The sequence below is a fragment of the Sunxiuqinia elliptica genome (genome assembly GCF_900113005.1).
GTDB classification, from domain to species: Bacteria; Bacteroidota; Bacteroidia; order Bacteroidales; family Prolixibacteraceae; genus Sunxiuqinia; species Sunxiuqinia elliptica.
In genome coordinates this window covers 274,962-296,966 of record NZ_FONW01000001.1, presented here as the reverse complement: position 1 = coordinate 296,966, position 22,005 = coordinate 274,962, and the positions used below count along the sequence as shown (strand labels likewise).

Annotated in this window: 18 protein-coding genes; 13 read left to right on the top strand and 5 right to left on the bottom strand. The window is 43.3% G+C overall.

Going from position 1 to position 22,005, the window contains the following annotated elements; all coding sequences use genetic code 11:
• Nucleotides 1-48 precede the first annotated feature (48 nt).
• Complete coding sequence (locus BM156_RS01165; RefSeq protein WP_212733382.1) at nucleotides 49-1,332, top strand: MFS transporter; 1,284 nt, start codon at nucleotides 49-51, stop codon at nucleotides 1,330-1,332.
• 149 nt (nucleotides 1,333-1,481) lie between these two features.
• A complete protein-coding gene (locus BM156_RS01160; protein ID WP_093917986.1) occupies nucleotides 1,482-2,459 on the top strand; it encodes an ROK family protein in 978 nt (325 codons plus the stop codon).
• A 143-nt stretch (nucleotides 2,460-2,602) separates the two neighbouring features.
• Here the strand turns inward: BM156_RS01160 and BM156_RS01155 are convergent, their stop codons facing one another.
• From BM156_RS01155 to dnaG, 3 genes are all read right to left on the bottom strand, one after another.
• Nucleotides 2,603-3,640 (bottom strand): NAD-dependent epimerase/dehydratase family protein, encoded by a 1,038-nt coding sequence (locus BM156_RS01155; protein WP_093917985.1) that lies wholly within the window; start codon nucleotides 3,638-3,640, stop codon nucleotides 2,603-2,605.
• A gap of 66 nt (nucleotides 3,641-3,706) precedes the next feature.
• Nucleotides 3,707-4,198, bottom strand: coding sequence for a pyridoxamine 5'-phosphate oxidase family protein (locus BM156_RS01150; RefSeq protein WP_093917984.1), 492 nt, complete (start codon nucleotides 4,196-4,198; stop codon nucleotides 3,707-3,709).
• A gap of 12 nt (nucleotides 4,199-4,210) precedes the next feature.
• On the bottom strand, nucleotides 4,211-6,157 hold the full coding sequence (gene dnaG, locus BM156_RS01145) for a DNA primase (RefSeq protein ID WP_093917983.1): 1,947 nt from the start codon (nucleotides 6,155-6,157) through the stop codon (nucleotides 4,211-4,213).
• A 329-nt stretch (nucleotides 6,158-6,486) separates the two neighbouring features.
• Between dnaG and BM156_RS01135 the strand changes: the two genes are divergently transcribed.
• The 4 genes from BM156_RS01135 to BM156_RS01120 all read left to right on the top strand — a co-directional run bounded on the left by BM156_RS01135 (nucleotide 6,487) and on the right by BM156_RS01120 (nucleotide 11,164).
• Nucleotides 6,487-7,176, top strand: a complete 690-nt coding sequence (locus tag BM156_RS01135) for an SIR2 family NAD-dependent protein deacylase (protein ID WP_093917981.1) — start codon at nucleotides 6,487-6,489, stop codon at nucleotides 7,174-7,176.
• A gap of 1 nt (nucleotide 7,177) precedes the next feature.
• Nucleotides 7,178-7,789, top strand: coding sequence for a porin family protein (locus BM156_RS01130; protein ID WP_093917980.1), 612 nt, complete (start codon nucleotides 7,178-7,180; stop codon nucleotides 7,787-7,789).
• Between the two features lie 150 nt (nucleotides 7,790-7,939).
• Entirely contained in the window at nucleotides 7,940-10,294 is a 2,355-nt protein-coding gene (locus tag BM156_RS01125) for a TonB-dependent receptor (protein WP_093917979.1), read from the top strand.
• Nucleotides 10,295-10,300: 6 nt separating this feature from the next.
• Nucleotides 10,301-11,164, top strand: coding sequence for a DUF4249 domain-containing protein (locus tag BM156_RS01120; protein ID WP_093917978.1), 864 nt, complete (start codon nucleotides 10,301-10,303; stop codon nucleotides 11,162-11,164).
• A gap of 13 nt (nucleotides 11,165-11,177) precedes the next feature.
• On the opposite strand, the gene BM156_RS01115 is transcribed toward BM156_RS01120, so the two are convergent.
• Nucleotides 11,178-11,873 carry a ComF family protein gene (locus tag BM156_RS01115; RefSeq protein ID WP_093917977.1) on the bottom strand — a complete coding sequence of 232 codons (696 nt, stop codon included), beginning with the start codon at nucleotides 11,871-11,873 and terminating at the stop codon, nucleotides 11,178-11,180.
• Between the two features lie 415 nt (nucleotides 11,874-12,288).
• On the opposite strand from BM156_RS01115, the gene BM156_RS01110 reads away from it, so the two are divergent.
• The 3 genes from BM156_RS01110 (at nucleotide 12,289) to BM156_RS01100 (ending at nucleotide 16,082) form a co-directional block, all read left to right on the top strand.
• Nucleotides 12,289-13,821 (top strand): SUMF1/EgtB/PvdO family nonheme iron enzyme, encoded by a 1,533-nt coding sequence (locus tag BM156_RS01110; RefSeq protein WP_093917976.1) that lies wholly within the window; start codon nucleotides 12,289-12,291, stop codon nucleotides 13,819-13,821.
• A 15-nt stretch (nucleotides 13,822-13,836) separates the two neighbouring features.
• Nucleotides 13,837-15,186 carry a Gfo/Idh/MocA family oxidoreductase gene (locus BM156_RS01105; RefSeq protein WP_093917975.1) on the top strand — a complete coding sequence of 450 codons (1,350 nt, stop codon included), beginning with the start codon at nucleotides 13,837-13,839 and terminating at the stop codon, nucleotides 15,184-15,186.
• Nucleotides 15,187-15,395: 209 nt separating this feature from the next.
• Nucleotides 15,396-16,082 (top strand): ABC transporter ATP-binding protein, encoded by a 687-nt coding sequence (locus tag BM156_RS01100; RefSeq protein ID WP_093917974.1) that lies wholly within the window; start codon nucleotides 15,396-15,398, stop codon nucleotides 16,080-16,082.
• 39 nt (nucleotides 16,083-16,121) lie between these two features.
• On the opposite strand, the gene BM156_RS01095 is transcribed toward BM156_RS01100, so the two are convergent.
• Nucleotides 16,122-16,832, bottom strand: coding sequence for a DNA alkylation repair protein (locus tag BM156_RS01095; RefSeq protein WP_093917973.1), 711 nt, complete (start codon nucleotides 16,830-16,832; stop codon nucleotides 16,122-16,124).
• A gap of 106 nt (nucleotides 16,833-16,938) precedes the next feature.
• On the opposite strand from BM156_RS01095, the gene BM156_RS01090 reads away from it, so the two are divergent.
• The 4 genes from BM156_RS01090 (at nucleotide 16,939) to BM156_RS01075 (ending at nucleotide 21,896) form a co-directional block, all read left to right on the top strand.
• A complete protein-coding gene (locus BM156_RS01090) occupies nucleotides 16,939-17,520 on the top strand; it encodes a non-canonical purine NTP diphosphatase (protein ID WP_093917972.1) in 582 nt (193 codons plus the stop codon).
• Nucleotides 17,521-17,578: 58 nt separating this feature from the next.
• Nucleotides 17,579-19,906, top strand: coding sequence for a type IX secretion system anionic LPS delivery protein PorZ (gene porZ / locus BM156_RS01085; RefSeq protein WP_170846815.1), 2,328 nt, complete (start codon nucleotides 17,579-17,581; stop codon nucleotides 19,904-19,906).
• Nucleotides 19,907-19,922: 16 nt separating this feature from the next.
• Nucleotides 19,923-20,648 (top strand): DNA repair protein RecO, encoded by a 726-nt coding sequence (gene recO, locus BM156_RS01080; RefSeq protein ID WP_093917970.1) that lies wholly within the window; start codon nucleotides 19,923-19,925, stop codon nucleotides 20,646-20,648.
• Nucleotides 20,649-20,738: 90 nt separating this feature from the next.
• On the top strand, nucleotides 20,739-21,896 hold the full coding sequence (locus tag BM156_RS01075) for a methionine aminotransferase (protein ID WP_093917969.1): 1,158 nt from the start codon (nucleotides 20,739-20,741) through the stop codon (nucleotides 21,894-21,896).
• Nucleotides 21,897-22,005 lie beyond the last annotated feature (109 nt).

Below are 22,005 nucleotides of genomic sequence, written 5' to 3'. Positions count from 1 at the left end.
AGACTTTTAGAACAAATAAACTTTATAGGAATTAATAATCAATCTATTATGAATCAGCACAAGAATTACGCACTGCCGATTTTTATGATGATCTTACTATTTGGTATGATCTCTTTCGTAACAAATTTGGCAGCACCTATGGGAGTTGTTGTAAAATCCCAGTTTCAAGCCTCGAACTTTTTAGGCATGTTAGGAAACTTTGCCAACTTTTTAGCTTACGCTTTTATGGGAATCCCAGCAGGGAAGTTACTCGAAAAAGTAGGCTACAAAAAAACTGCTTTGCTAGCAATCCTAATTGGTTTTGTAGGCGTGGGAATTCAATACCTTTCAGGTGTAGCGGAAAGCTTTTTTGTATATCTGTTGGGAGCCTTTGTTGCTGGTTTCTCAATGTGTATGTTAAATGTTGTTGTAAACCCAATGTTGAATACACTTGGTGGCGGTGGTAAAAAAGGTAACCAATTGATTCAAGTTGGTGCTACTTTCAACTCTTTCATGGGAACTTCAGTTCCGTTGTTGGTTGGTATGTTAGTCGGCGAGGTTACAAAAAACACAGCCATTAAGGATGTCAACCCAGTGATGTTTACAGCAATGGGAATTTTTGCTTTAGTTGGTTTGGTACTGTACTTCGTTACTATTCCAGAACCACACATTGTGGATAAAGATAAGGTTGTTGAAAAATCAAAACATAGTGCTTGGTCATTCCGTCACTTTGTCTTGGGAGCCATTGCTATTGGTATTTATGTTGGAGTCGAAGTTGGTGTTCCAGGAACGATGTTCTTCTTTTTAGCAGATGCGAATGCCGGTGGTTTGGATGCAGCAACTGCAGGAACTGTTGTTGCAACATACTGGCTTTTGATGTTGGTTGGCCGCTTTATTGGTGCATCTATCGGCGGAAAGGTTTCAAGTAAATCCATGTTGATTATTGCTTCGGGACTTGGTATGATTTTGGCTCTTTTGGCAATTGTTCTACCGATTGCAACGACTGTTTCAATTCCGGTTTTCCAAAGTTCAGCCGAAGGTATTGCTTTTGGATTCGCCAATGTACCTATTAATGCGATGTTCCTTGTTTTGATTGGACTTTGTACTTCGGTAATGTGGGGAGGTATTTTCAACCTTGCAGTTGAAGGATTAGGAAGATTCACAGCTTCTGCTTCTGGTATTTTCATGACCATGGTTGTCGGTGGTGGAATCTTGCCATTGGTTCAGAATGCTATTGCTGATAGCACGGGTTACATGGTATCTTACTGGGTTCCATTCTTGGGATTGGCTTACCTGTTGTACTATGCCCTTGTTGGTAGCAAGAACGTAAATCAAGATATTCCAGTAGACTAAGCTGGAGTAGCCTTTAGATAGAAGAACTAAAATCAAGGAGTAAGCTAAACTCGAATTCGACATTTAGAATATGAACAGCCGAAGAAAAGGTGGATGTAGAATGAAGGATGCGAGTTTCGGAATACTCGAAAACTTAAAATATAGAACAAATGAAAAAAGTAGCAATAGGTGTTGATATCGGCGGCACCAATACAGCGATAGGTGTTGTTGACGGAGAAGGAAACGTGATGGTAAAGGATTCAATCCCTACTCCTTCTCATGGTAATTTAGATCGCTATATTGAAGAACTGACTGTTGCCATCAAAGAACTGATTAAGTCAGTGAAATTGGTTAACAGTGACATCGAAATTTTGGGTATTGGAATTGGTGCTCCTAATGGAAACTATTACAATGGAACCATTGAGTATGCTCCAAACCTGTCATTCCAAGGAGTTGTCCCTTTGGTAGAATTGTTGAAAAAGAGCTTTCCTGAATTGGACGCTTTGGCTTTGACAAATGATGCCAATGCAGCTGCTATTGGTGAAATGATCTATGGTGGTGCAAAAGGCATGAAAAACTTTGTGATGTTTACTTTAGGAACTGGTGTTGGCAGCGGTATCGTTGTTAATGGCGACTTGGTATACGGAGCCGATGGTTTTGCCGGAGAATGTGGACATACTGTTTTGATTCCTGAAGGTCGCATGTGTGGTTGCGGAACAAAGGGTCACTTGGAAGCCTATTGTTCGGCTCCTGGAATGAAGCGGACAGCCTTTGAAATTCTGGTACGTGACAATGCTGTTAATAGCTTGTTGGCTGACAAATCATACAAAGAGCTGGACTCTAAAATGATTTTTGATGCTGCCGAGAAAGGCGATAAAGTGGCTTTGGAAGTATTTGAAAAAACAGGACATTGGTTAGGTCAAGCTTTGGCTGACACTGTTCACCACCTGAGCCCAGAGGCTGTCTTCTTGTTTGGTGGTCCAACTGCTGCTGGCGATTATATCTTCAAGCCAACAAAAGCGGGTATGGAAAAATACTTGCTTCCTATCTTTAAGGATAAGATTCAGATTTTACCTTCTAAATTGAAGCAAGGAGATGCTGCTATTGTTGGAGCAAGTGCTTTGGTTTGGAAAGAAGTGGATAAATAAAAATCAATCAATTCACGATAGAATAACGGGAGCTTTCGAGCTTCCGTTTTTTTGTTTTTAATCGTTTTAAAGACTATTGGGATCTCCTTTCAAGGAATTGATTATTTGATATTTACCTCAATCTTTTTTCTTTTGACTATTGGTTAATGAGGTGTTATTTTGCGAATGTCTTCCTGGAAAAGAAGAGCGATGTCAGCAATTGTTTGATTTAAATCGCGGTATTGAAAATCAATGGTTTGTTGAATTTTGGATCCGTTGTAACGATGAATTCGGTTGGATCCGGAAACAGCTTCTCGAGTGATCTGAGGGCGTTTCCCGGAGAAGAAACTAGCTAGTCGCGCAGCTCGCCAAGCTAGTTGTAAAATCAGATCAGATGCAAAAGTTCGGGGGCGGGGCTTTTGAAGCGAATCAGCGATCTTAAAAAAGAAATCTTGATAGCTCATATTCCCGGCGTTGAGAATGAAGCGCTGATTCTTCGTTTGTTCGAAGTTGCGATTAGTCATCAAATGAATCATGGCTGTGGCTACATCCCGAACATCAACAAAGCCGGTTTCTCCTTTCGTGTAATATTTGAGCCCTTTCCAGATGGCCTGAAATAGTTTTGGGCTTCCAATGTCCCAATTCCCAGGTCCTAGAATGATTGATGGGTTGACAATAACGGCTTCCAAGCCTTCTTCAATTCCTCTCCAGACTTCCATTTCAGAGAAGAATTTACTCAAACTGTAACCTGATTTTTGTTTGGATGGAATCCAGTAGGTTTCTTCGTTAATCTCAGTCCCATCCTGAGTTTTCCCAAGGGCAGCAATGGAACTGACGTGACAGAACTTTTTAACTTGATTGTGCAAGGCGGCGTTGATCAGGTTGGCTGTGCCTTTCACGTTATTATTGAGCATGCTGTCCCGATCATTGGGATGAAAAGAAACGATGGCAGCACAGTGAAAAACTTCCGTGGCACCAACCAGTAACTCCTCCAGGCTGTGGTAGTCCAGAATATCACCTTCAACCCACTCTATTTGATCGAACAATTCATCTGCCTTGTCGGTGTAATACGCAAAAACTTTCTTGACGCCTTTCAGGTTGCTGGAGGGGCGTTTCAATACGCGAACGCTCTTTCCTGCACTGAGTAAGTCGTATAATAGGTGAGAGCCAACTAAGCCTGTTCCTCCGGTTACAAAAATCATAGTGTCAAAAATGAATTGTCAGTCGGTAAAAATAGCAAGAACAAATCAGTCAGACAATGGCTTTACTTATTCCTTGTTTTGATTCCATGGAGTTACTGCTTTGGCTCCGAAAATCTTCCCTGTGATTTTATTGATGTGGACTTTCATAAGACCAACGTTGACAACAGCAGGTTTCCCAAACTTAAACTCACGGTCGCTGTATTGTCCCATGATCTTCCCTAATAGGCGGTATTTTTCATCGTAATCATCAATAAACTCAATGGAGCCTTCAACAACAGCCGATTTTGATTTGACACGATAGCTGCAGCCAACACGGACATCCTGCCAAGCTAGTTCTTCGCCCAAGGTCCAATTGATACACACTTGAGGGTTCTGCTTCATGGTCTCCCACATGCGTCCTTCCTGAGCTGAATGAAGGATGATAGTATCGCCTTCGAGGGCGAAGTTCATCGGAAGTACGTATGGGGCATCATTAAGAGACATGCCTACAAAGCACGTTTTACAGGCCCTGATGACTTCATTGATCTCTTCACGATCTTCAATAAATAAGGTTCTCATGGTCTGGGGATTTTATCTGGTAATGGTGCGGTTGCCGAGTTGAATCGACAAATGCTTTTCAACTTTTTTTAGATTAATGTATTGATTTTGAAGGCTCAGAACTTTCTCCATATCGTCGGAAGCAAGCTGAATCCCTTTCTCCAGGTCAGAAAGCATATTTTTTACTTTACGGAGTTTGTACTCCTGGACAATTTTAGGAACAAGGAGATCCAAAACTTCATCTTCACTTTCAACAAAGGCTCCTCCCTTTTTCCAGCGTTTGCTTTCCACATATTTCTCCGACATCAGGTCACTGGCCAGTTGGCAAAGTTGCTGATCAGAATGGTTGATGAAAAACTGGCTTGGTTTAAATTGGGGATTATCCAGGTTTTCTCTGAATAAATCCACAAATTTGTTAATCAGCTCATTGTCGGAGTAAAGACCGTCGTTTTCAATCTCTTCAATCACAAAACGACCAACCGAGATGGAGATGGTTTCTTCCGGCGTTTCACCTTCCTCTTCAAAAACTTCGGTGTGAAAATATTTTAGCAGAATGCGCAGAATCTCCCGCTCTTCAATTTCGCAAAGGTTTTTTATTACCTTCTGTTCCTGTACAGGCTGAGGAGCCAGCTTTCGGGCTGTTTGATCCCGGTACTCTTTACGGCGAAGATCGTCTGATTCCTTCTGCATCAGTTTCCTGATTTCTGTGTAAAGAATATCTTCCCCAACATCCATCAAACTACTGCATTCTTTGATATACATGGAGCGCGTAATGGCATCTGGGACAACCGAAATGGAGCGGACAATATTGCTGATTAAACGGGCTTTACTAACCGGATCATTTTCTGAATTTTCAAGCAGGAGTTTGGTCTTAAATCGGATAAAGTCCGTTTGATTGGCCTCGATATATTCCTGAAGTTGCGTTGAACTCATCGACCGCGAAAACGAATCAGGGTCTTCTCCTTGCGGAAGGAGCAGCACTTTTACGTTCATGCCTTCTTCCAGTACCAAGTCAATTCCCCTCAACGAAGCTTTGATTCCAGCTTCATCCCCATCGTAAATGATCGTGATATTGGGCGAAAATCGCTTGATCAACCTGATCTGGTCCGGTGTTAGTGCCGTTCCCGATGAGGCTACCACATTCTCAATCCCGGCTTGATGAAAAGCAATCACATCGGTATAACCTTCGACCAAGTAGCATTTATCCTGGCGGGTTATTTCCCGTTTGGCTTGAAAGATTCCATAAAGTACCCGGCTTTTGTGGTAAATATCCGACTCGGGGGAGTTAAGGTATTTTGCCGTGTTTTTGTCTTTCTTGAGCGTTCGTCCCCCAAACGCAATGACTCGTCCGGCCACATTGTGAATAGGGAAAATCACCCTACCTGCAAAGCGGTCGCGTACCCAGTCGTCGCGCTTAATGGTTAGCCCTGTCTTCTCCAAAAATTCCATTTGGTAGCCTTGCAGTTGCGCCGCTTGCGTAAAGGTATCTTTCCCATCAGGACAGTAGCCAAGTTCAAACTTTTTAACGATGTTGTCGCGCAGTTCGCGTTCCCGAATGTAGCTGAGGCCGATGGTGCGGCCTTCATTCTCTTCCCACAGGTATCGGGTAAAATATTTTTGAGCAAAAGCTGATGCAATCATCATACTCTCGCGTTCATCCTTCAACTGCTTTTGTGCTTCGGTCTCCTCAGATTCCTGTACATCGATATGGTATTTCTTGGCAAGCCATTTCAATGCCTCGGGATACGACAAGGATTCATGCTCCATGATGAAATTGACGGAGTTACCACCTTTTCCACAGCCAAAACACTTGAAAATACCTTTTGCTGGTGAAACGATAAACGAGGGAGTCTTTTCGTTATGAAACGGGCATAAACCAAGCATGTTAACTCCTCTTCGCTTAAGCGTTACAAACTCCGAGACCACATCTGAGATCTCGGCTGCATCCATAATTCGATCAATTGTTGCTTGGTCAATCATAGGCACAAAAGTAGGAAAAATTGCCCCATTTAGGTTTGATGTGTTAATAAGTATTCGATGTGGAATGCTAAAGCTGTTTGTCTCGAAAAACTTCGAAAGCGTGTTTGCAGCGTGCAGGGGCAAAACGTATGGAATTCTAAGGAGCCCGGAACTGGAAAGATGGAGCCAAAAACCCATGGGGCTGGGCTTTCCTTTTTCCTGTTGAATAAGCTATCTTTAAAGCAAACTCAGAAATGATGAACAGAGGATGATCGATTTTATGGTGAAGGAGGAGGTTGTGGTGCAATTTCGATCTGGAAGTCATCAGTGAAATAAACAGTTATAGGCAAATGAAAAAGAAATTGGTTGTTCTGACGGGAGCCGGAATGAGTCAGGAAAGCGGAATCCGTACTTTCCGCGACATGGGTGGTTTATGGGAAGAATATGACGTGACCGAGGTAGCCACGCCGGAAGCATGGGAGCGAAATCCCGAGTTAGTTATGAAATTTTACAATGACCGGAGAAAACAGCTGTATGAAAGTGAGCCCAATAAAGGACATAAAGGGCTGGTTGAGCTGGAACAAGATTTTGATGTACAGATTATCACCCAAAATGTTGATGACTTGCATGAGCGGGCAGGAGCTTCCAAGGTGCTTCACCTGCACGGTGAACTCAAGAAAGTGCGAAGTACACGTTACCCTAATTTGATTTATGACTTGGATGGTTGGGAGCTTAAGTTTGGAGACCTGTGTGAAAAAGGCTACCAACTGCGGCCGCACATCGTTTGGTTTGGCGAAATGGTTCCTGCAATGGACGAGGCGGTTCCACTGGTTGAACAGGCCGATATTTTAGTCGTTGTTGGAACATCACTAAATGTTTATCCGGCAGCAGGATTGCTGCATTACATTCGGGAAGACGTCCCGGTTTTTGTTGTCGATCCCGAACGTCCACCGGTTTACATGAAAGGGGTTACCTTTATTGAAGAAAAGGCGGGTGAAGGAGTTGCTCAGCTTAAGGATAAACTTAAACAACTGATATAGTGTGAAACGAATTTTACTTTTAGGAATTTTGTCGTGGCTGTTCTTCAATGTTCAGGCCCAACGTTTTGAAGGGGGCTTGGTTGGAGGTTTAAATGCTTCGCAGGTTGATGGTGACTTTACCACCGGCTATCACAAGCCCGGGGTATCGTTTGGAGGTTATGTTCAAACCGATCTGTCCATGCGTTTTTATGCCGGAGCCGAAATTAAGTACAACCAAAAAGGTAGTCGGAAGAATCCAGATCGGGAAACGCAGGACCAGGAAAAATACATCATGCGTTTAGGCTATATGGATGTGCCTGTATACTTGGGCATCAGAACCAGTGAGTCGATCTCTTTCATTGCCGGAGCATCAGTAGGATACTTGATGCACAGTGGGGAGTGGGAAAATCATGGGCCTTTCCCGGAGGAAGATGAACGCCCATTTAATAATTTCGATTTTCAGGCTTTGTTGGGATCGCGTTGGCAAATCAACGATCGCTTGAAAGTGGAGCTTCGAATCGCCTATTCGTTCCTCCCAATTCGTGATTTACCAGGCGACATCTACTGGTATTGGTGGGACGACCAGTACAATAACGTAATTAGTACCAGCCTGTATTACCGATTAGGAAAATAATATTTTTATCTTGATTCTTTGTTGTCGATCAGTTGTTTGCGTTTTGTAATTCTTTTTTTATCAAAAAACTGCAACGTTTAAAGGTAAAGCTTGTCTTATAGGGAAAGTCAGAAACAGAAAACAAAAATTACTTTGAAAATCAGTTAAACAATGTTTAGAAAACTACTTTTCCTTTTTGCTGTATTTCTTGTTACAGCAAATCTACTTTATGCCTTTACTGATGAAGATGAAAAGTCGGAACGAAAGATTATCAGCGGACACATTTTGGATGCCGAAACTGGAGAAAGCCTCATTGGTGCTTCCGTGATGATCAAAGAACTTGGTGTCGGCACTATCAGCAACAGTTACGGGTTTTATTCAATTGCCGTTGCTCCCGGAGCCTACACGCTGCTGTGTAGTTACATCGGTTACGACGATTATTCGCAAACGGTTGAACTTACAGAAGACTTTCGGATTGAAATTGAGCTTGCACCCGGATCAGAGGAACTGGACGAGATTCAGGTGAGGGGTGAACGAAAAAACCAGAACATCACCCAAGTTGAAATGGGGGTGGAGAAATTGCAAACCAAAACCATTAAGTCTATTCCGGCATTGATGGGTGAGGTTGACGTGATCAAAGCGATTCAGTTATTGCCGGGCGTGCATTCAACTGCAGAAGGAGGCTCAGGGTTTAGTGTGCGTGGCGGAAGTCCTGACCAGAACCTAATTTTGCTGGATGAAGCCACTGTGTACAATGCCTCGCACCTGATGGGCTTCTTTTCCGTTTTCAATAACGATGCCATCAAAGATCTGAAGCTTTACAAGGGAGATGTTCCGGCTCAATACGGGGGGCGCTTATCTTCCTTGCTTGATGTGAGAATGAAAGATGGGAACTCAAAAGAGTTTACTGGAGCTGGAGGTATCGGAACAATTTCGAGTCGGTTGACCTTGGAAGGTCCTTTGAAAAAGGATAAAACTACCATGCTGCTTTCAGGACGAAGAACTTACATGGACCTTTTCCTGCCACTTTCTTCGGATGAGAATGTTCGGGATAGCCGGCTTTACTTTTATGATGCCAGCCTGAAGTTAACCCATCGGTTCAATGATAACAACCGCTTGTACATCAGTAGTTACTTGGGACGGGATGTGATGAAAAGCCCCTATTTCAGGATGGGGTTTGGAAACCGGACTTTTACGGCACGCTGGAATCATATTTTCAGCCAAAAACTGTTTATGAACCTGACAACCGTGTGGAGCCGCTACGACTATGAGTTGGGAACTGCAGAGGATGAGCCAGATTCATTTTTATGGGAATCCGACTTGGAAGATATTGGGGTGAAGGCCGATTTTGGCCTCTACATTACGCCTGAGCATGTTTTAAAATTTGGAGCTCAAAGCTTCTACCATACGTTTAATCCCGGGGCAGCCAAAGGAACTGGAGAGCAATCCATTTTCAATGAGTATATCGTTGATAAGAACTATGCCTTGGAGCATGCTGCTTACCTTTCTCATCAACACAAAATTGGAGATAAGCTGGTGCTGAAGTATGGTTTGCGTGTTTCACTTTTCCAAAGTATCGGCGAAGGAACAGTGTACGACTATGATGAGAACTACCAGGTGGTGGATTCTACACTTTATGCTTCGGGTGAGGTGTATCAAAACTATTGGGGACTGGAACCTCGCTTGGGAGTCAACTACATGATTGCCCCCAACTGGTCTTTGAAGTTTAATTACAATCGTTCACGTCAAACCATTCAGCAAGCAACCAATACTACAGCTGGTAGTCCGCTTGATATTTGGTTTCCATCTAGTCCCAATGTGAAACCACAAGTTGCCGATCAGCTTGCTTTGGGCGTGTTTCACAACTTTCAAAACGATCGGTACCAGCTGTCTGTAGAGGGCTATTATAAGGATATGCAGCATACAATTGATTTTGCTGATCATGCTGATTTATTGCTCAACAAATACCTGGAAGGAGAACTGAGGGTGGGCGATTCCAAAGCTTATGGGCTTGAGTTTCTTTTGAAAAAGACAGAAGGAGATTTGACCGGATGGGTGGGCTACACCCTGTCGCGGGCTGAACGAACTATCCCGGGGATCAACGATGGGAAAACCTATGTTGCTCCTTTCGATAAAACGCATGACATCAGCACGGTGCTGAACTATCAATTAAGCGAACGGGTATCGTTGTCTGCCAACTGGGTTTATTCAACAGGTCAGCCGGTAACCTTACCAATTCAGCGTTACGAGGTAAATGGGACCGTAATTCCATATTATTCTGAACGCAATGGATCGCGTTACGACGATTATCATCGTTTGGATTTATCATTGGCTCTGAAATCGAGAAACCGGAAAAACCGGCCTTGGAGTGGTGAATGGGTGTTCTCTATTTACAACGCTTACAACAGGAAGAATACCTGGGCCATGAGTTTTATTCAGGATAGTGAAAAACCAACGGAGACCTACGCTGAGAAAACTTACCTGTTTCCAATCATTCCGGCAGTAACCTACAACTTTAAATTCTAATTAGTCATGAAATACAGTTATTTATATATTTTGTTTGTGTTGATTGGGGGCTTGGCGTCTTGTACCGAACGGGTGGATATTGATCTGGAGGAAGCCGGAGAAGCTCGTTTGATCGTTTTTGGCGAGCTAACCAATGAAACCAAGGTACATGAAATTACATTGAGCCGTTCAGCTGCTTATTTCAGTAATCAAGCTCCTTCAATGATCTCGAATGCTCAGGTGATGCTTGATGATGGAGAAGAAGCCATTCTTTTGACCGAAAATGAGCAACGCCCCGGAGTTTATTTGACCCCTGCAACTTACCATGGAGTTGTTGGCAGACAATACCGACTTGATATTAGCAATGTAGATGCCAATGAGGATGGACAAATGGAAACCTACTGGGCAAAAACAGAAATGAAGCCTTACTCCGAAGTTGAGGGGGTAGCAGTCGTTTATAATTCTGATTGGGATGGCTGGGAAGTTGGTGTCTTTGGCCAAGACAATCCGGATGTCGAAGATTACTACTTGTTTAAAGTTTATAAGAATGGCGAGCTTTATACCGATTCACTCCATAATTATTGGGTCATTGAAGATCGCTTTTTTAATGGTAGTGCGATCAATGGTCCAATCGTCCAATATTTTGATGAAGAAAAAGGAGAATTGGTCGAGAAAGGAGATACAATCACACTTGAAATGGCCGCAATTACAGAGGAGTACTACACATTTATAAATGGTGCAAAGCTTGAAACGAACGAGAAAATTCCTTTGTTTAGCGGCCCGTCGGCTAACTTAAAGGGGAATATTAGTGATGGCGCGTTGGGCTTTTTTGCAGCCTATGGCTTAAGTCGGGGCTCCACAATTTATCAAGGCGAAGTCGCTGATAAATAAATCGCTACTTGGCCTAGGCAATTGCCAGTGTCAAAACACTTATTTGGCACTGGCATTTGTTTAAAATGGTTTGTGCACATGCTTCTAGTGTCGAGCCAGTAGTCACGACATCGTCAATAAGAATAACATGCTTTCCTTCAAAAACTGCTGGGTTTTTGAGTTCAAAGATCTCACTTACATTTTCCCACCGCTCGTAACGTGCTTTTCGGGTTTGTGTTGAAGAGAATTTCTTCCGAATTAAATCTTGCCGGGAGATCGGTATTTGTAGCGATTGAGCCATCCCTTTTGCAATGTGAAAGCTTTGGTTGTAGCCTCGTTTGCGCTCCTTCTTAGGATGAAGCGGAACCGGACAAAGCAGGTCTGCCTTCCGAATCCAGTCGGCTTGTTTGATTTCTTCAGCAAATCGATTTCCCATAAACTCCCCTAAATCTTTTTGTCCCCTGTACTTTAGATGATGGAGCACTTTTTGGTAGGAACTTCCTTTTTTGAATTCAAAATAAGCACTTGCCCGATGAATCTGAACACGTCCGTAAAAGAGCTCCTCAAGCTTGTTTTCGGCTTGCTCATGATAGTTGGTACGTGGCAAGTGCAGCAGGCAGGTCAGACATAAGTGCTTCTCTGTTGCAATCAGTTTCTCATTGCAAACCAGACAAATCCGAGGATAGAAAAGTTCGGCAAAAGCTTGAAGGTATGTAATTAGTTGTGACATGATTAAATACTGGACCAATTGTCGTCAGGTTGTGTTAAAGTTATGCTAATAATTCAGATCTTATTTCGGATGATCGTTAATGATCGCTTAATGCTTTCGTAAATCAAGCATAAGCTCGGGCTGTTTCTTTTCGTGTATTTTTAACACCATATAAGTTAGTCTTTTACTTGCTTATTTCATAGAAACACTTGTGAGTTTGTACGAAAATGGCTCTGTTAATTTAAACTTTTGCTAGTCCTTTGTTAACCGTTTCATTTTCAATTTCCTTTTCCCATTTTGATTTTTCCCTTGAAAAAGGTTGCTGCCCGGCAACCTTTATTCTTTTTTACTAGAGTTAAAAAGTATTTTGAGTGCTTGTTTTTATTAAATTTGTAGGCAACTGCTCTAATTTAAACTAACTAAAACGCTAAACGTCATGGCTGGAAGGCTACGAAAATTCTTTCAAAAAAAGATTCTTCTTGTACTATTTATTGGATTTGCATTGGGGCTTTTGGTCCTGATTGGCTTTAACCGATCGGTGGAGTATACGTCGACCAACGAGTTCTGTGAATCATGTCACGTGCATCCACATGTAACCGAGTCTTGGAAATTATCAACCCATTATGATAATAAAAGTGGGATTCAGGTCGGTTGTGTCGACTGTCACTTGCCTCCCAAAGGAGAAGGTTATCTGGTTGAGAAAGCCCGCCTGGGAGCAAAAGACATTTATGGCTATTTGTTCAAAGATCATGAGAGTTTCAACTGGGAAGCTAAGTCAACGGTGGAACAGGCGCAACATTTTACTTACAAAGCTTCGTGTGTGCAATGCCATGCTAACTTATTCCCGCTGACCTTATCTGCTGAGGGGCAGGATGCTCACTTGTATTATTCTCAGAATGAGGAGGAGTTGAGCTGTATTAACTGTCACTTGCACGTTGGGCACTTTGATCCAAATGCGACGCATGAAAGCAATGTTGGCTTTGGAAAAGACATGCAGGAAAATCGTGAGATTTACCAGGAAGCGACAGCAGTTAGCAAGCACGAAACATTTACAGAGAAAATCCCCAATACGCCAGTATCATTTAAAATGGTGGCCATTCCTGGAGGATCATTTGCAATGGGAAGTCCGGAGAATGAGCCTTATCGGAACGAGGATGAAGGACCCCAGAAACAAGTTGAAATCAGCCCATTCTTTATGGCTGAAGTTGAGGTGACCTGGAATGAGTTCTTAGCATTTTACGGGCAAACCGGGGCTGAAGGCCGAAGTACTGATACCGAAGGAACCCGAATGGATGGCGAGGTAGATGCCATTACGGGGCCAACACCTCCGTATGGACAGCCCGATCAGAACTGGGGAATGGGGAACCGGCCAGCGATTACCATGCGTCATAAAGCCGCTTTGACCTATTGCGAATGGTTGTCGCAAGTTACCGGAAAAACTTACCGCTTGCCGACAGAAGCTGAGTGGGAGTATGCTTGTCGTGCAGGAACGCAATCGCCATACTTTTTTGAAGGTAACCCGAAAGATTTCTCTCAAGATAAACTATGGAATAAACTGTTTGGAGCAGATACAACCAATATCAATTCGTTCATTATTTATGAGGCCAATAGCATGATGAAAACACAATTGCCATCTGCCGTTCGGTCGAATCCTTTTGGACTGAAAAATATGCTCGGCAACGTGGCTGAATTCTGTCAGGATTGGTATGCTCCGGACGCTTACGCTAAGCTAACCGATGGTGTAAAAGATCCCAAAGGGCCGGCAACAGGAACAGAACATGTTGTTCGTGGTGGTTCGTTTAAGAGTTCTGCTGCTGACGTTCGCTCAGCCACTCGTGATTATACCAAAACAGAAGCTTGGATGAAGACTGACCCACAAATGCCAAAGAGTATTTGGTGGTATTCTGATGCCAATATGGTTGGCTTCCGTGTTGTGTGTGAATTTGATGAAAAAACCGGTAATCAATAACTAAATCTAGATATCATGACAGACAAATCGAACTATTCAAGACGAAGATTTTTAACCAGTGCCGCAGCAGTCGGAGCTGTTGGCGTCATTGGCGCAAATGCGCTGGTTTCCTGTGCCGAAAAACAAAAGGCCGTGGAACTGAACCTGCCACCACTACTGGACCAGGCTCCGGATGGAAAACCAATAAAAGCGGGTGTGATCGGCTGTGGCGGCCGTGGCTCGGGAGCAGCGCTCGACTTTTTGAATGCTGGTCCTAACCTGGTGATCCATGCGCTGGGCGATGTATTCCAGGACCGGATTGATGACTGCCGCAAGAAACTGAAAGACCAAGCCAATCATGAAGTGCCTGACGAAAATATTTTCCTGGGCTTTGATGCTTTTGAAAAAGTGATTGACTCGGGCGTTGACCTGGTGATTCTGGCTACACCGCCTCACTTCCGTCCTCAGCATTTCGAGGCAGCCGTACAGGCCCGTAAGCATGTATTCATGGAAAAACCGGTGGCTGTAGACCCGGTTGGTATCCGCTCGGTGATGGCTACTGCTAAGAAAGCCGAATCGCTGGACCTGAAAATTGTAACCGGAACGCAGCGCCGTCACCAGCGCGACTACATTGAAGTGTACAAGCAGGTGGCCAATGGAGCCATTGGTGAGATTGTAAGTGCCAACTGCTACTGGAACCAGTCGAAACTGTGGCATCGCAACCCGAATGCCGACTGGAGCGAAATGGAGTACATGATCCGCGACTGGGTGAACTGGTTGTGGTTGTCGGGCGATCACATTGTGGAACAGCACATTCACAATATTGATGTGATTAACTGGTTCTCGGGCAAACACCCGACCAAAGCTGTTGCTTTTGGTTCTCGCCAGCGCCGGGTAACAGGCGATCAGTTTGATAACTTCAGTGTCGACTTTACTTACGATGATAAGATGCATACGCATAGCATGTGCCGTCAGATCAACGGATGTGTCAACAATGTGTCGGAGTTTGTGATGGGCACAAAAGGCTCGTCCAATTGTAAGAATACGATTTGGGATGCCACCGGAGCAGAGTTGTACAAGTATCCTTATCCGCTGGATGAGAACGGGCAGCCGGAGCGCAATGTGAAGATCAGTCCTTACGTACAGGAGCACATTGATCTGGTTACCTGCATACGTCAGAATATTTCGGTGAATGAAGCCGAGCAAACAGCCATTACCAACCTGTGTGCAATTATGGGACGTACCTCAGCTTACACGGGCAAGGAAGTGACTTATGAAGAATTGATGAACTCAGACGTGAAACTTGGACCGGATACGTACATTATGGGCGATGTTGGTATTGTGCCGAATGCCAAAGTTCCTGTGCCGGGCGAAGCGGCTGAATAAGACTTTAAGAAATAACTCCAAGGGAACCATGCATGTGGTTCCCTTTTTTTCATCTCATTGGAATAAAGATGCCGTGAATTGTCAAAAAAATTGACAGAACTTGTTAATTTATTTGACAGTTTTCCTGAACTGTATTTTGTTAACTGTTTGTAATTCATATAGGTATCATTGTGGTACGTTTTCTGAACCAATTGTGAAAAACAAAGAATATGATTCGACTAAATGATATTGACCGTTACTTCGATTCAAAGTTTCAACGGACATTTGTGCTGAAAGGGATTAACCTGCAAGTTGAAGAAGGAGAGTTTGTTAGTATTATGGGACCTAGTGGTTCCGGTAAATCCACCCTTCTGAATATTATTGGCTTGCTGGATGCCCCATCAGCCGGGAGTTTGTTTTTTTATGATGCGCCTGTGAATGAGCTCAAAGAGAAGAAAAAGGTGGAATACCATCGTAATTTCATGGGGTTCATTTTTCAGGCCTATCATTTAATCGAGGAAATGACGGTTTATGAGAATATTGAAACTCCATTGATTTACAAAGGAGTGAAAGGGAAAGAACGGAAAGCCATGGTAGCCGATTTGTTGGATCGGTTTAACATGGTTGCCAAGAAGGACTTATTTCCTGCCCAGCTTTCAGGGGGACAACAACAGTTGGTGGGTATTGCTCGTGCCATCGTAGGAAAGCCACGTTTGTTACTGGCCGATGAGCCGACTGGAAATTTACACTCGTCGCAAGGGGAGATGATTATGGAAGTCCTTCGGGAATTGAATGAGCAGGGAATGACCATTATCCAGGTGACACACAACGAGAAATTTGCACACTATGGTTCCCGTTTGGTTCGTCTGGAAGATGGGCTGGTTCGTGAGGATCGTCAGTTGGTGGCTGCTGAGTAAAAGGCGTCTTTCTTTTGCCTGAAACTGGTTGAATCAGCATTAGCCATTCTTTCGGCCAGTCGTCAGTTTGGTGGTTACTTCGCGGCGAACGCGCCCGTGAAGACGTTCCCAGTGCTTTTCCATGAATTGCTCAACGGCCAGCCTGTCTGATCTTGAAAGTACTCTTAATGCCCACGAAAGAGCTTTAATTACCATATCATCCCGGTCATCAATGACCTGTTCGCATACCATTAATGTGCGTTCGGTGTCGCCAGTTCCTCCTTTGGCGCGCAAATTTAGCGGAACGGTACACACTACTGCCGTCCGCCTTAGCCATCGGTCCGGGCTTGCAAGCCAAGTCTTGATTTGCTTGTCGGATAAGGTGTCTTCGCGCCAATGCCAGCCGGCAATCATCGTCGAGTAAGTATCGGTCGACACCCAGTTGTCCAAGGTATTTCCAAGGGCAATGATTTGTTCTTCAGTTAAAGCTTTTAAGGCCTTTTTATTCTTCCACAGTAGTTCGAAAGCCAATGTCTGGCATTCAAAAATAGTATGATGGCTCAATTCCAAACACAATTGAATCCATTGCTGGGGGCTAAAATCATATAAAATGTTGCTCCATGTTTTAACAATAGCTTTCAGGTCTGGTGCCCGCACTCCAAGAATATGGAGGCGTGATGGAAAATTAGCTTGTGCTTGTTCTTGGCGTTCAGGCGTTGACACCTTTTTAAGCTCTTCAATAAGCATCGTTATGATTTCTGTGTTGGTCATCAATAGGTTTTTGTAAATTTGAATGCTTTAAAGGTAATAAGAAATAGCCGGAGAAGATGAATTCCCTAATTAGACTATTTCTGAAATCAAATGGAAACAGTGAACTATGAAACTTGTATTTGCAACCAACAATCAACATAAATTAAGAGAGTTACAACAAATTTTAGGAGATGAAATTCATCTTTTAAGTTTACAGGATATTCAATGCGAGGAGGAGGTTCCTGAAAACCAGGAAACCTTGGAAGGAAATGCATCGGAGAAGGCTTTTTTCATCTACAATAAGTACGGTTACAATTGTTTTGCAGATGATACTGGTTTAGAAATTGATGCATTAAATGGTGAGCCTGGTGTTTACTCGGCGAGATATGCTGGTCCTGCGCGCGACGCTGGTGACAATATGGCGAAGGTGCTGGATAAAATGAAAGAAATAAAATTGCGGAATGCTCGTTTTAGAACCGTAATCTCGTTGGTGATTGATGGGCTTGAAACTCAGTTTGAAGGACGGGTAGAAGGGGCGATTTTGAATGAAGGTCGCGGAGTGGATGGTTTCGGTTATGATCCGATTTTCCAGCCTGAAGGATTCAGCCAGTCATTTGCTGAGATGGACGCTAACCAGAAAAATGAGATCAGCCATCGTGGGCGTGCGGTTCGCAAGCTGGTTGACTATCTGAAGTCTCTGAATAGATGAAAAGTACATGGAGTTGCCCCGTTGGGCTGACCATGAAAAAATAAACAAAACTAAACGGATGAAACAATTTTACCTTTTACTCTGTCTCGTTTGCTTATCCTTTGGAGTGCAAGCTCAAATAGGTGTTGGTGAGTGGCGTGATCATTTGTCTTACACTTCTGCTTTGCAGACTATTGAAGCAAATAACAAGGTTTACTGTATAACAACAGGAGGTTTGTTCACTTATGATTTAGCCGATAATAGCTTGCAGAAGTTCAATCAGATCAATGGTTTGTCTGATGTTCGCCCGGTTCAGATGGCTTATGGTGAGGCTGCTGAAGTGGTTGTGCTGGCTTATGAAAATAGTAATCTGGATTTGATTTTTGAACAGGAGGTTTTCAATATTTCTGCGATTAAGCGGAAACAGATTCAAGGCGATAAAAAGATCTACTCCGTTTTGGTTGTTGGGCAAACGGCCTATCTATCATGTGGCTTTGGAATTGTTGCCGTCAACCTGGAAAAACGGGAGATTAAAGACACTTACTATATTGGAGAGAACGGTACATCGCTTCGGGTGATGGACATGACTTTTGATGGAAACTATCTGTATGCGGCTACTGAAAACGGCATCTATCGGGCTGATCAAGATTCTCCCAACCTACAGGATTTTGAAGCCTGGGTGCACGTTGATGCTGTTCCAAATTCAAATCAAACATTTGCTAGTCTTGAGTTTTTCAATGGTGCTGTGATTGCTTGTTATTCCGATGAAAGTTCGGGGCAACAAGAACTCTACCAGCAAAATGGAAATGTTTGGGAACGGATTTTTCCTGGATTGGATAAGATTCAGGAAGTTCGGGCTTGTCATGACCGATTGCTTGTTGCCATGAATGGAAAACTGCATGTTTATGATGCTTCGGGAGCGTTGGAGACTGAAGTAAACGGATACACAACAGCAGGAGAGACAATTCATAATCCGGATTTCAGCGATGCTGCTTGTTCGGCAGATGGAACACTTTGGCTGGCTGATGCAAAAACGGGCTTGGTGAGAAAGCAGGGGGGCAACTTTGACAAGCTAATTCCCGTTGGGCCATCTGATAACCGGGTGTTCTCCATGCTAGCTCATGACGATGACCTTTGGGTAACTTCCGGAGGGCGAACAGATATTTGGAACAATGTTTTTAATACGCCGGAGGCAAAGCTATTTCGAAATGGAGAATGGTCCAGTTTTAGTCGGACTAATATTTCGGAATTGAATGATTTGCACGACATTGTGAATGTAGTTGTTGATCCAACCGATCCGAATCATGTTTTCCTGGGCTCTTGGGGCGGAGGAGTTGTTGAGCTTCGCGAAGGGGCGTTTGAAGAACGTTTTAATCAGTTTAACAGCAGTCTTCAGTCGGCATTGCCCGATGATAATAGTCCAAATTTTGTTCGCATTGGCGGCATGGCTTTCGATTCAGAAAATAACTTGTGGGTGACCAATTCCTTGGTCGGAAGGCCCTTGTCGGTTTATACTGCAGCAGGAAGTTGGGAGTCCTTTACCCTTGAAGATGTTGAGGGAGTCGATGTTGGCGAAATTGTAATTACTCCGAATGATGATCAGTGGATCATCCTTCCTCGTGGACGTGATTTGTATGTTCGCAAAGGAGATGGTTCCGACGGTAAGCACCTGAAGTTAATTTCCTATTTCAATAATGGTGAACAGGAAGACTTTAACCGGATGAATGACGTGTATTCGATTGCGCTTGATCAGGAAGGTGCGATTTGGGTTGGAACTTCTGAGGGAGTTGCTGTTTATTTCAACCCGGAAGATGTTTGGGATGGCGCTTCTTTTTATGCCACTCAACCCGGTTTAGATTTGAATGATGGTGTTTACCATCCGTTGCTCGAAACCGAAACCGTAACTGCCATTGCTGTAGATGGTGGTAACCGGAAATGGCTGGGAACTAAAAGTTCTGGCGTGTTTTTGGTGTCGGAAGATGGGCAAAATGAGTTGAAAAACTTTAACGTTTCCAATAGTCCATTACTTTCCAACTCCATTCAGAGTATTGCCGTGAATGATAAAACAGGGGAAGTTTTTTTTGGCACTCCCGAAGGAATTATTTCGTATCGGGGGGAGGCTACACAGGGAGGACAGGAATATGCAGATGTATATGCTTTTCCAAACCCAGTGCGGGAAACCTATGAAGGCGATATTGTGATTACAGGACTGATTGCTGATACCGATGTGAAAATAACGGATATTAGTGGGAACCTGGTGCATGAAACAACCTCTTTGGGAGGGCAGGCTGTTTGGGATGGTAAAAACCTGAATGGAAAGCGTGTGAGTACCGGGGTTTACCTCGTACTTGGAAATGATAAATCCGGCGAAAAGACATTTTCAACTAAAATTCTTTTTATCCATTAATCAAGTTTAGCGAGCCGTGCAAGAGAAAACCAGGGGCATTTATCTTCATCATATCAATTATTCAGAAACAAGTATTATTGCTCGTTTTTATACTGAGAAGTTTGGCCATCAATCCTACTTGGTTCAAGGCATACGGAAAAAAAGGCCGACCTTTAAGAAGAGTCTTTTTCAGCCGTTGTTTTTGTTGGACTTGGAGGTTTATTATCGGCCAGGAAAGGATCTGCAGCGAATTAAAGATGCTCGTTTGTGCATGCCTTTTGAGCATATTCCGTTTGAGATTACCAAGAGTTCTCAAGCCATTTTCCTGTCCGAGGTGCTGCTGAAATGCTTGAAGGAGGAAGAGGCAAACGAGGAATTGTTCGACTTTCTTTACCACGCTATTGCGCTGTTGGACATGAAGCAAGATGGAATTGCAAACTTCCACTTGGCTTTTCTGTTTCATTTAACCCGGTTTTTAGGCATTTTCCCGCAGTTGCCAACCAATGGGGGGGCCATGTTCTTCGATTTGGAAACAGCCAATTTCTCGGGTGCTGAGCCGCTACACAACCATTACATGGATGTTGAAACGACCTCAAATTTTAAAAAGCTTTTTCAATTTGATATTAGCAAAGTTGAACAGTTGAAGCTGGATAACCGCCAGCGAGCTGCTTTGCTCACTCAACTACTTAATTATTACCGAACCCACCTCGATTTTGTTGAGGAGTTAAAGTCGTTAGCTGTTTTAAAAGAAGTGCTCGGATAACGACTCATGAAGAATAATTCTTTAATTTTGATTTTATTATCGGTGGACTAACGGCACTTTTATTATTTTTGCGAACTTACTTTTTGTGATATGGTACAGTCTAAATTGCCAAATACAACTTCTAGTTCATTTTCTTCAATCTGTCAGTTGATCGAGGAAACAGGTGCGTTGGATATGGCCATCGGGAAAACCGATTTTAAATGTCCTCAGGAGTTGCTTGATTTGGCTGTAAAATACTTCAATGAAGGTTACAACAATTATGCTCCTCTTGAAGGTATTTATCCGTTAAGGAAAGGGATTAGTGACATGATAAAAATGCATTATGGTCACGAATTTAATCCCAAAACTGAAGTAACAGTTACTGCAGGAACGATTCAGGCGATTCATACAGCCATTAGTTCTGTGGTAAAAGATGATGATGAGGTCATCATTTTCGAGCCCGCTTTTGAGTCGTTTGCTCCTTCAATTGTATTGAATGGTGGACGCCCGGTTTATGTCAGGTTGAAAGCTCCGGCTTTTAAGATTGACTGGGAGGAACTGCGGAAAATGGTGACTTCGAAAACCAAAATGATTATTCTGAATTCTCCACACAACCCAACAGGCTCAGTGCTTTCTGAGAATGATTTGTTGCAGCTTCAGCGGTTGACTAATGGAACAAACATCATCGTGTTGAGTGATGAAATTTTCGAATCGATCATTTTTGACAATCAGATTCATCAGAGTGTTTCGCGTTTCGAGAAGTTGATCGAGCGAAGCTTTATTGTATCCTCTTTTGGACCGTTGTACAACGTTAATGGTTGGGGGATTTCATACTGTGTCGCACCCGAGAAGCTGATGCGCGAATTTCGGAAAATGCAGCAAATTCAGATTTACAACGTGAATACGCCATTGCAATATGCTTTGGCCGATTTTCTCCCCAAAAACATGTCGTTTGAAGATACCTCAGAGTTATATCAGGGCAAACGGAATTATTTTAATCGCTTGCTGGACGGAAGCTTGTATCAGGTTATTCCTGCTCAGGGCGGTTATTTCCAGCTGTTGGATTATTCAAATATCTCGGATGAGACAGATGTTGAATTCTCGGAGCGTTTAGCACGTGATTTTGGAATAGCAACGATGCCGGCCTCGGCCTTTTACCACGAAAAAGGTAAGTCGAGGTATGTGCGTATTTGTTTTGCTAAGGAAAACAGCACGCTAGAGCAAGCTGCCGAGCGTTTATTACAAGTGCCTTCAACAACTGCGCTGTAGGCGAGTATTGAAAAGAAAATAGCAAGAGTCTGTCGACTCGTTACAAAAATAAAAAGGGTTAATAAGTGCTGTCCTTAGAATGGAACAGGTACTTATTAACCCTAAGTTT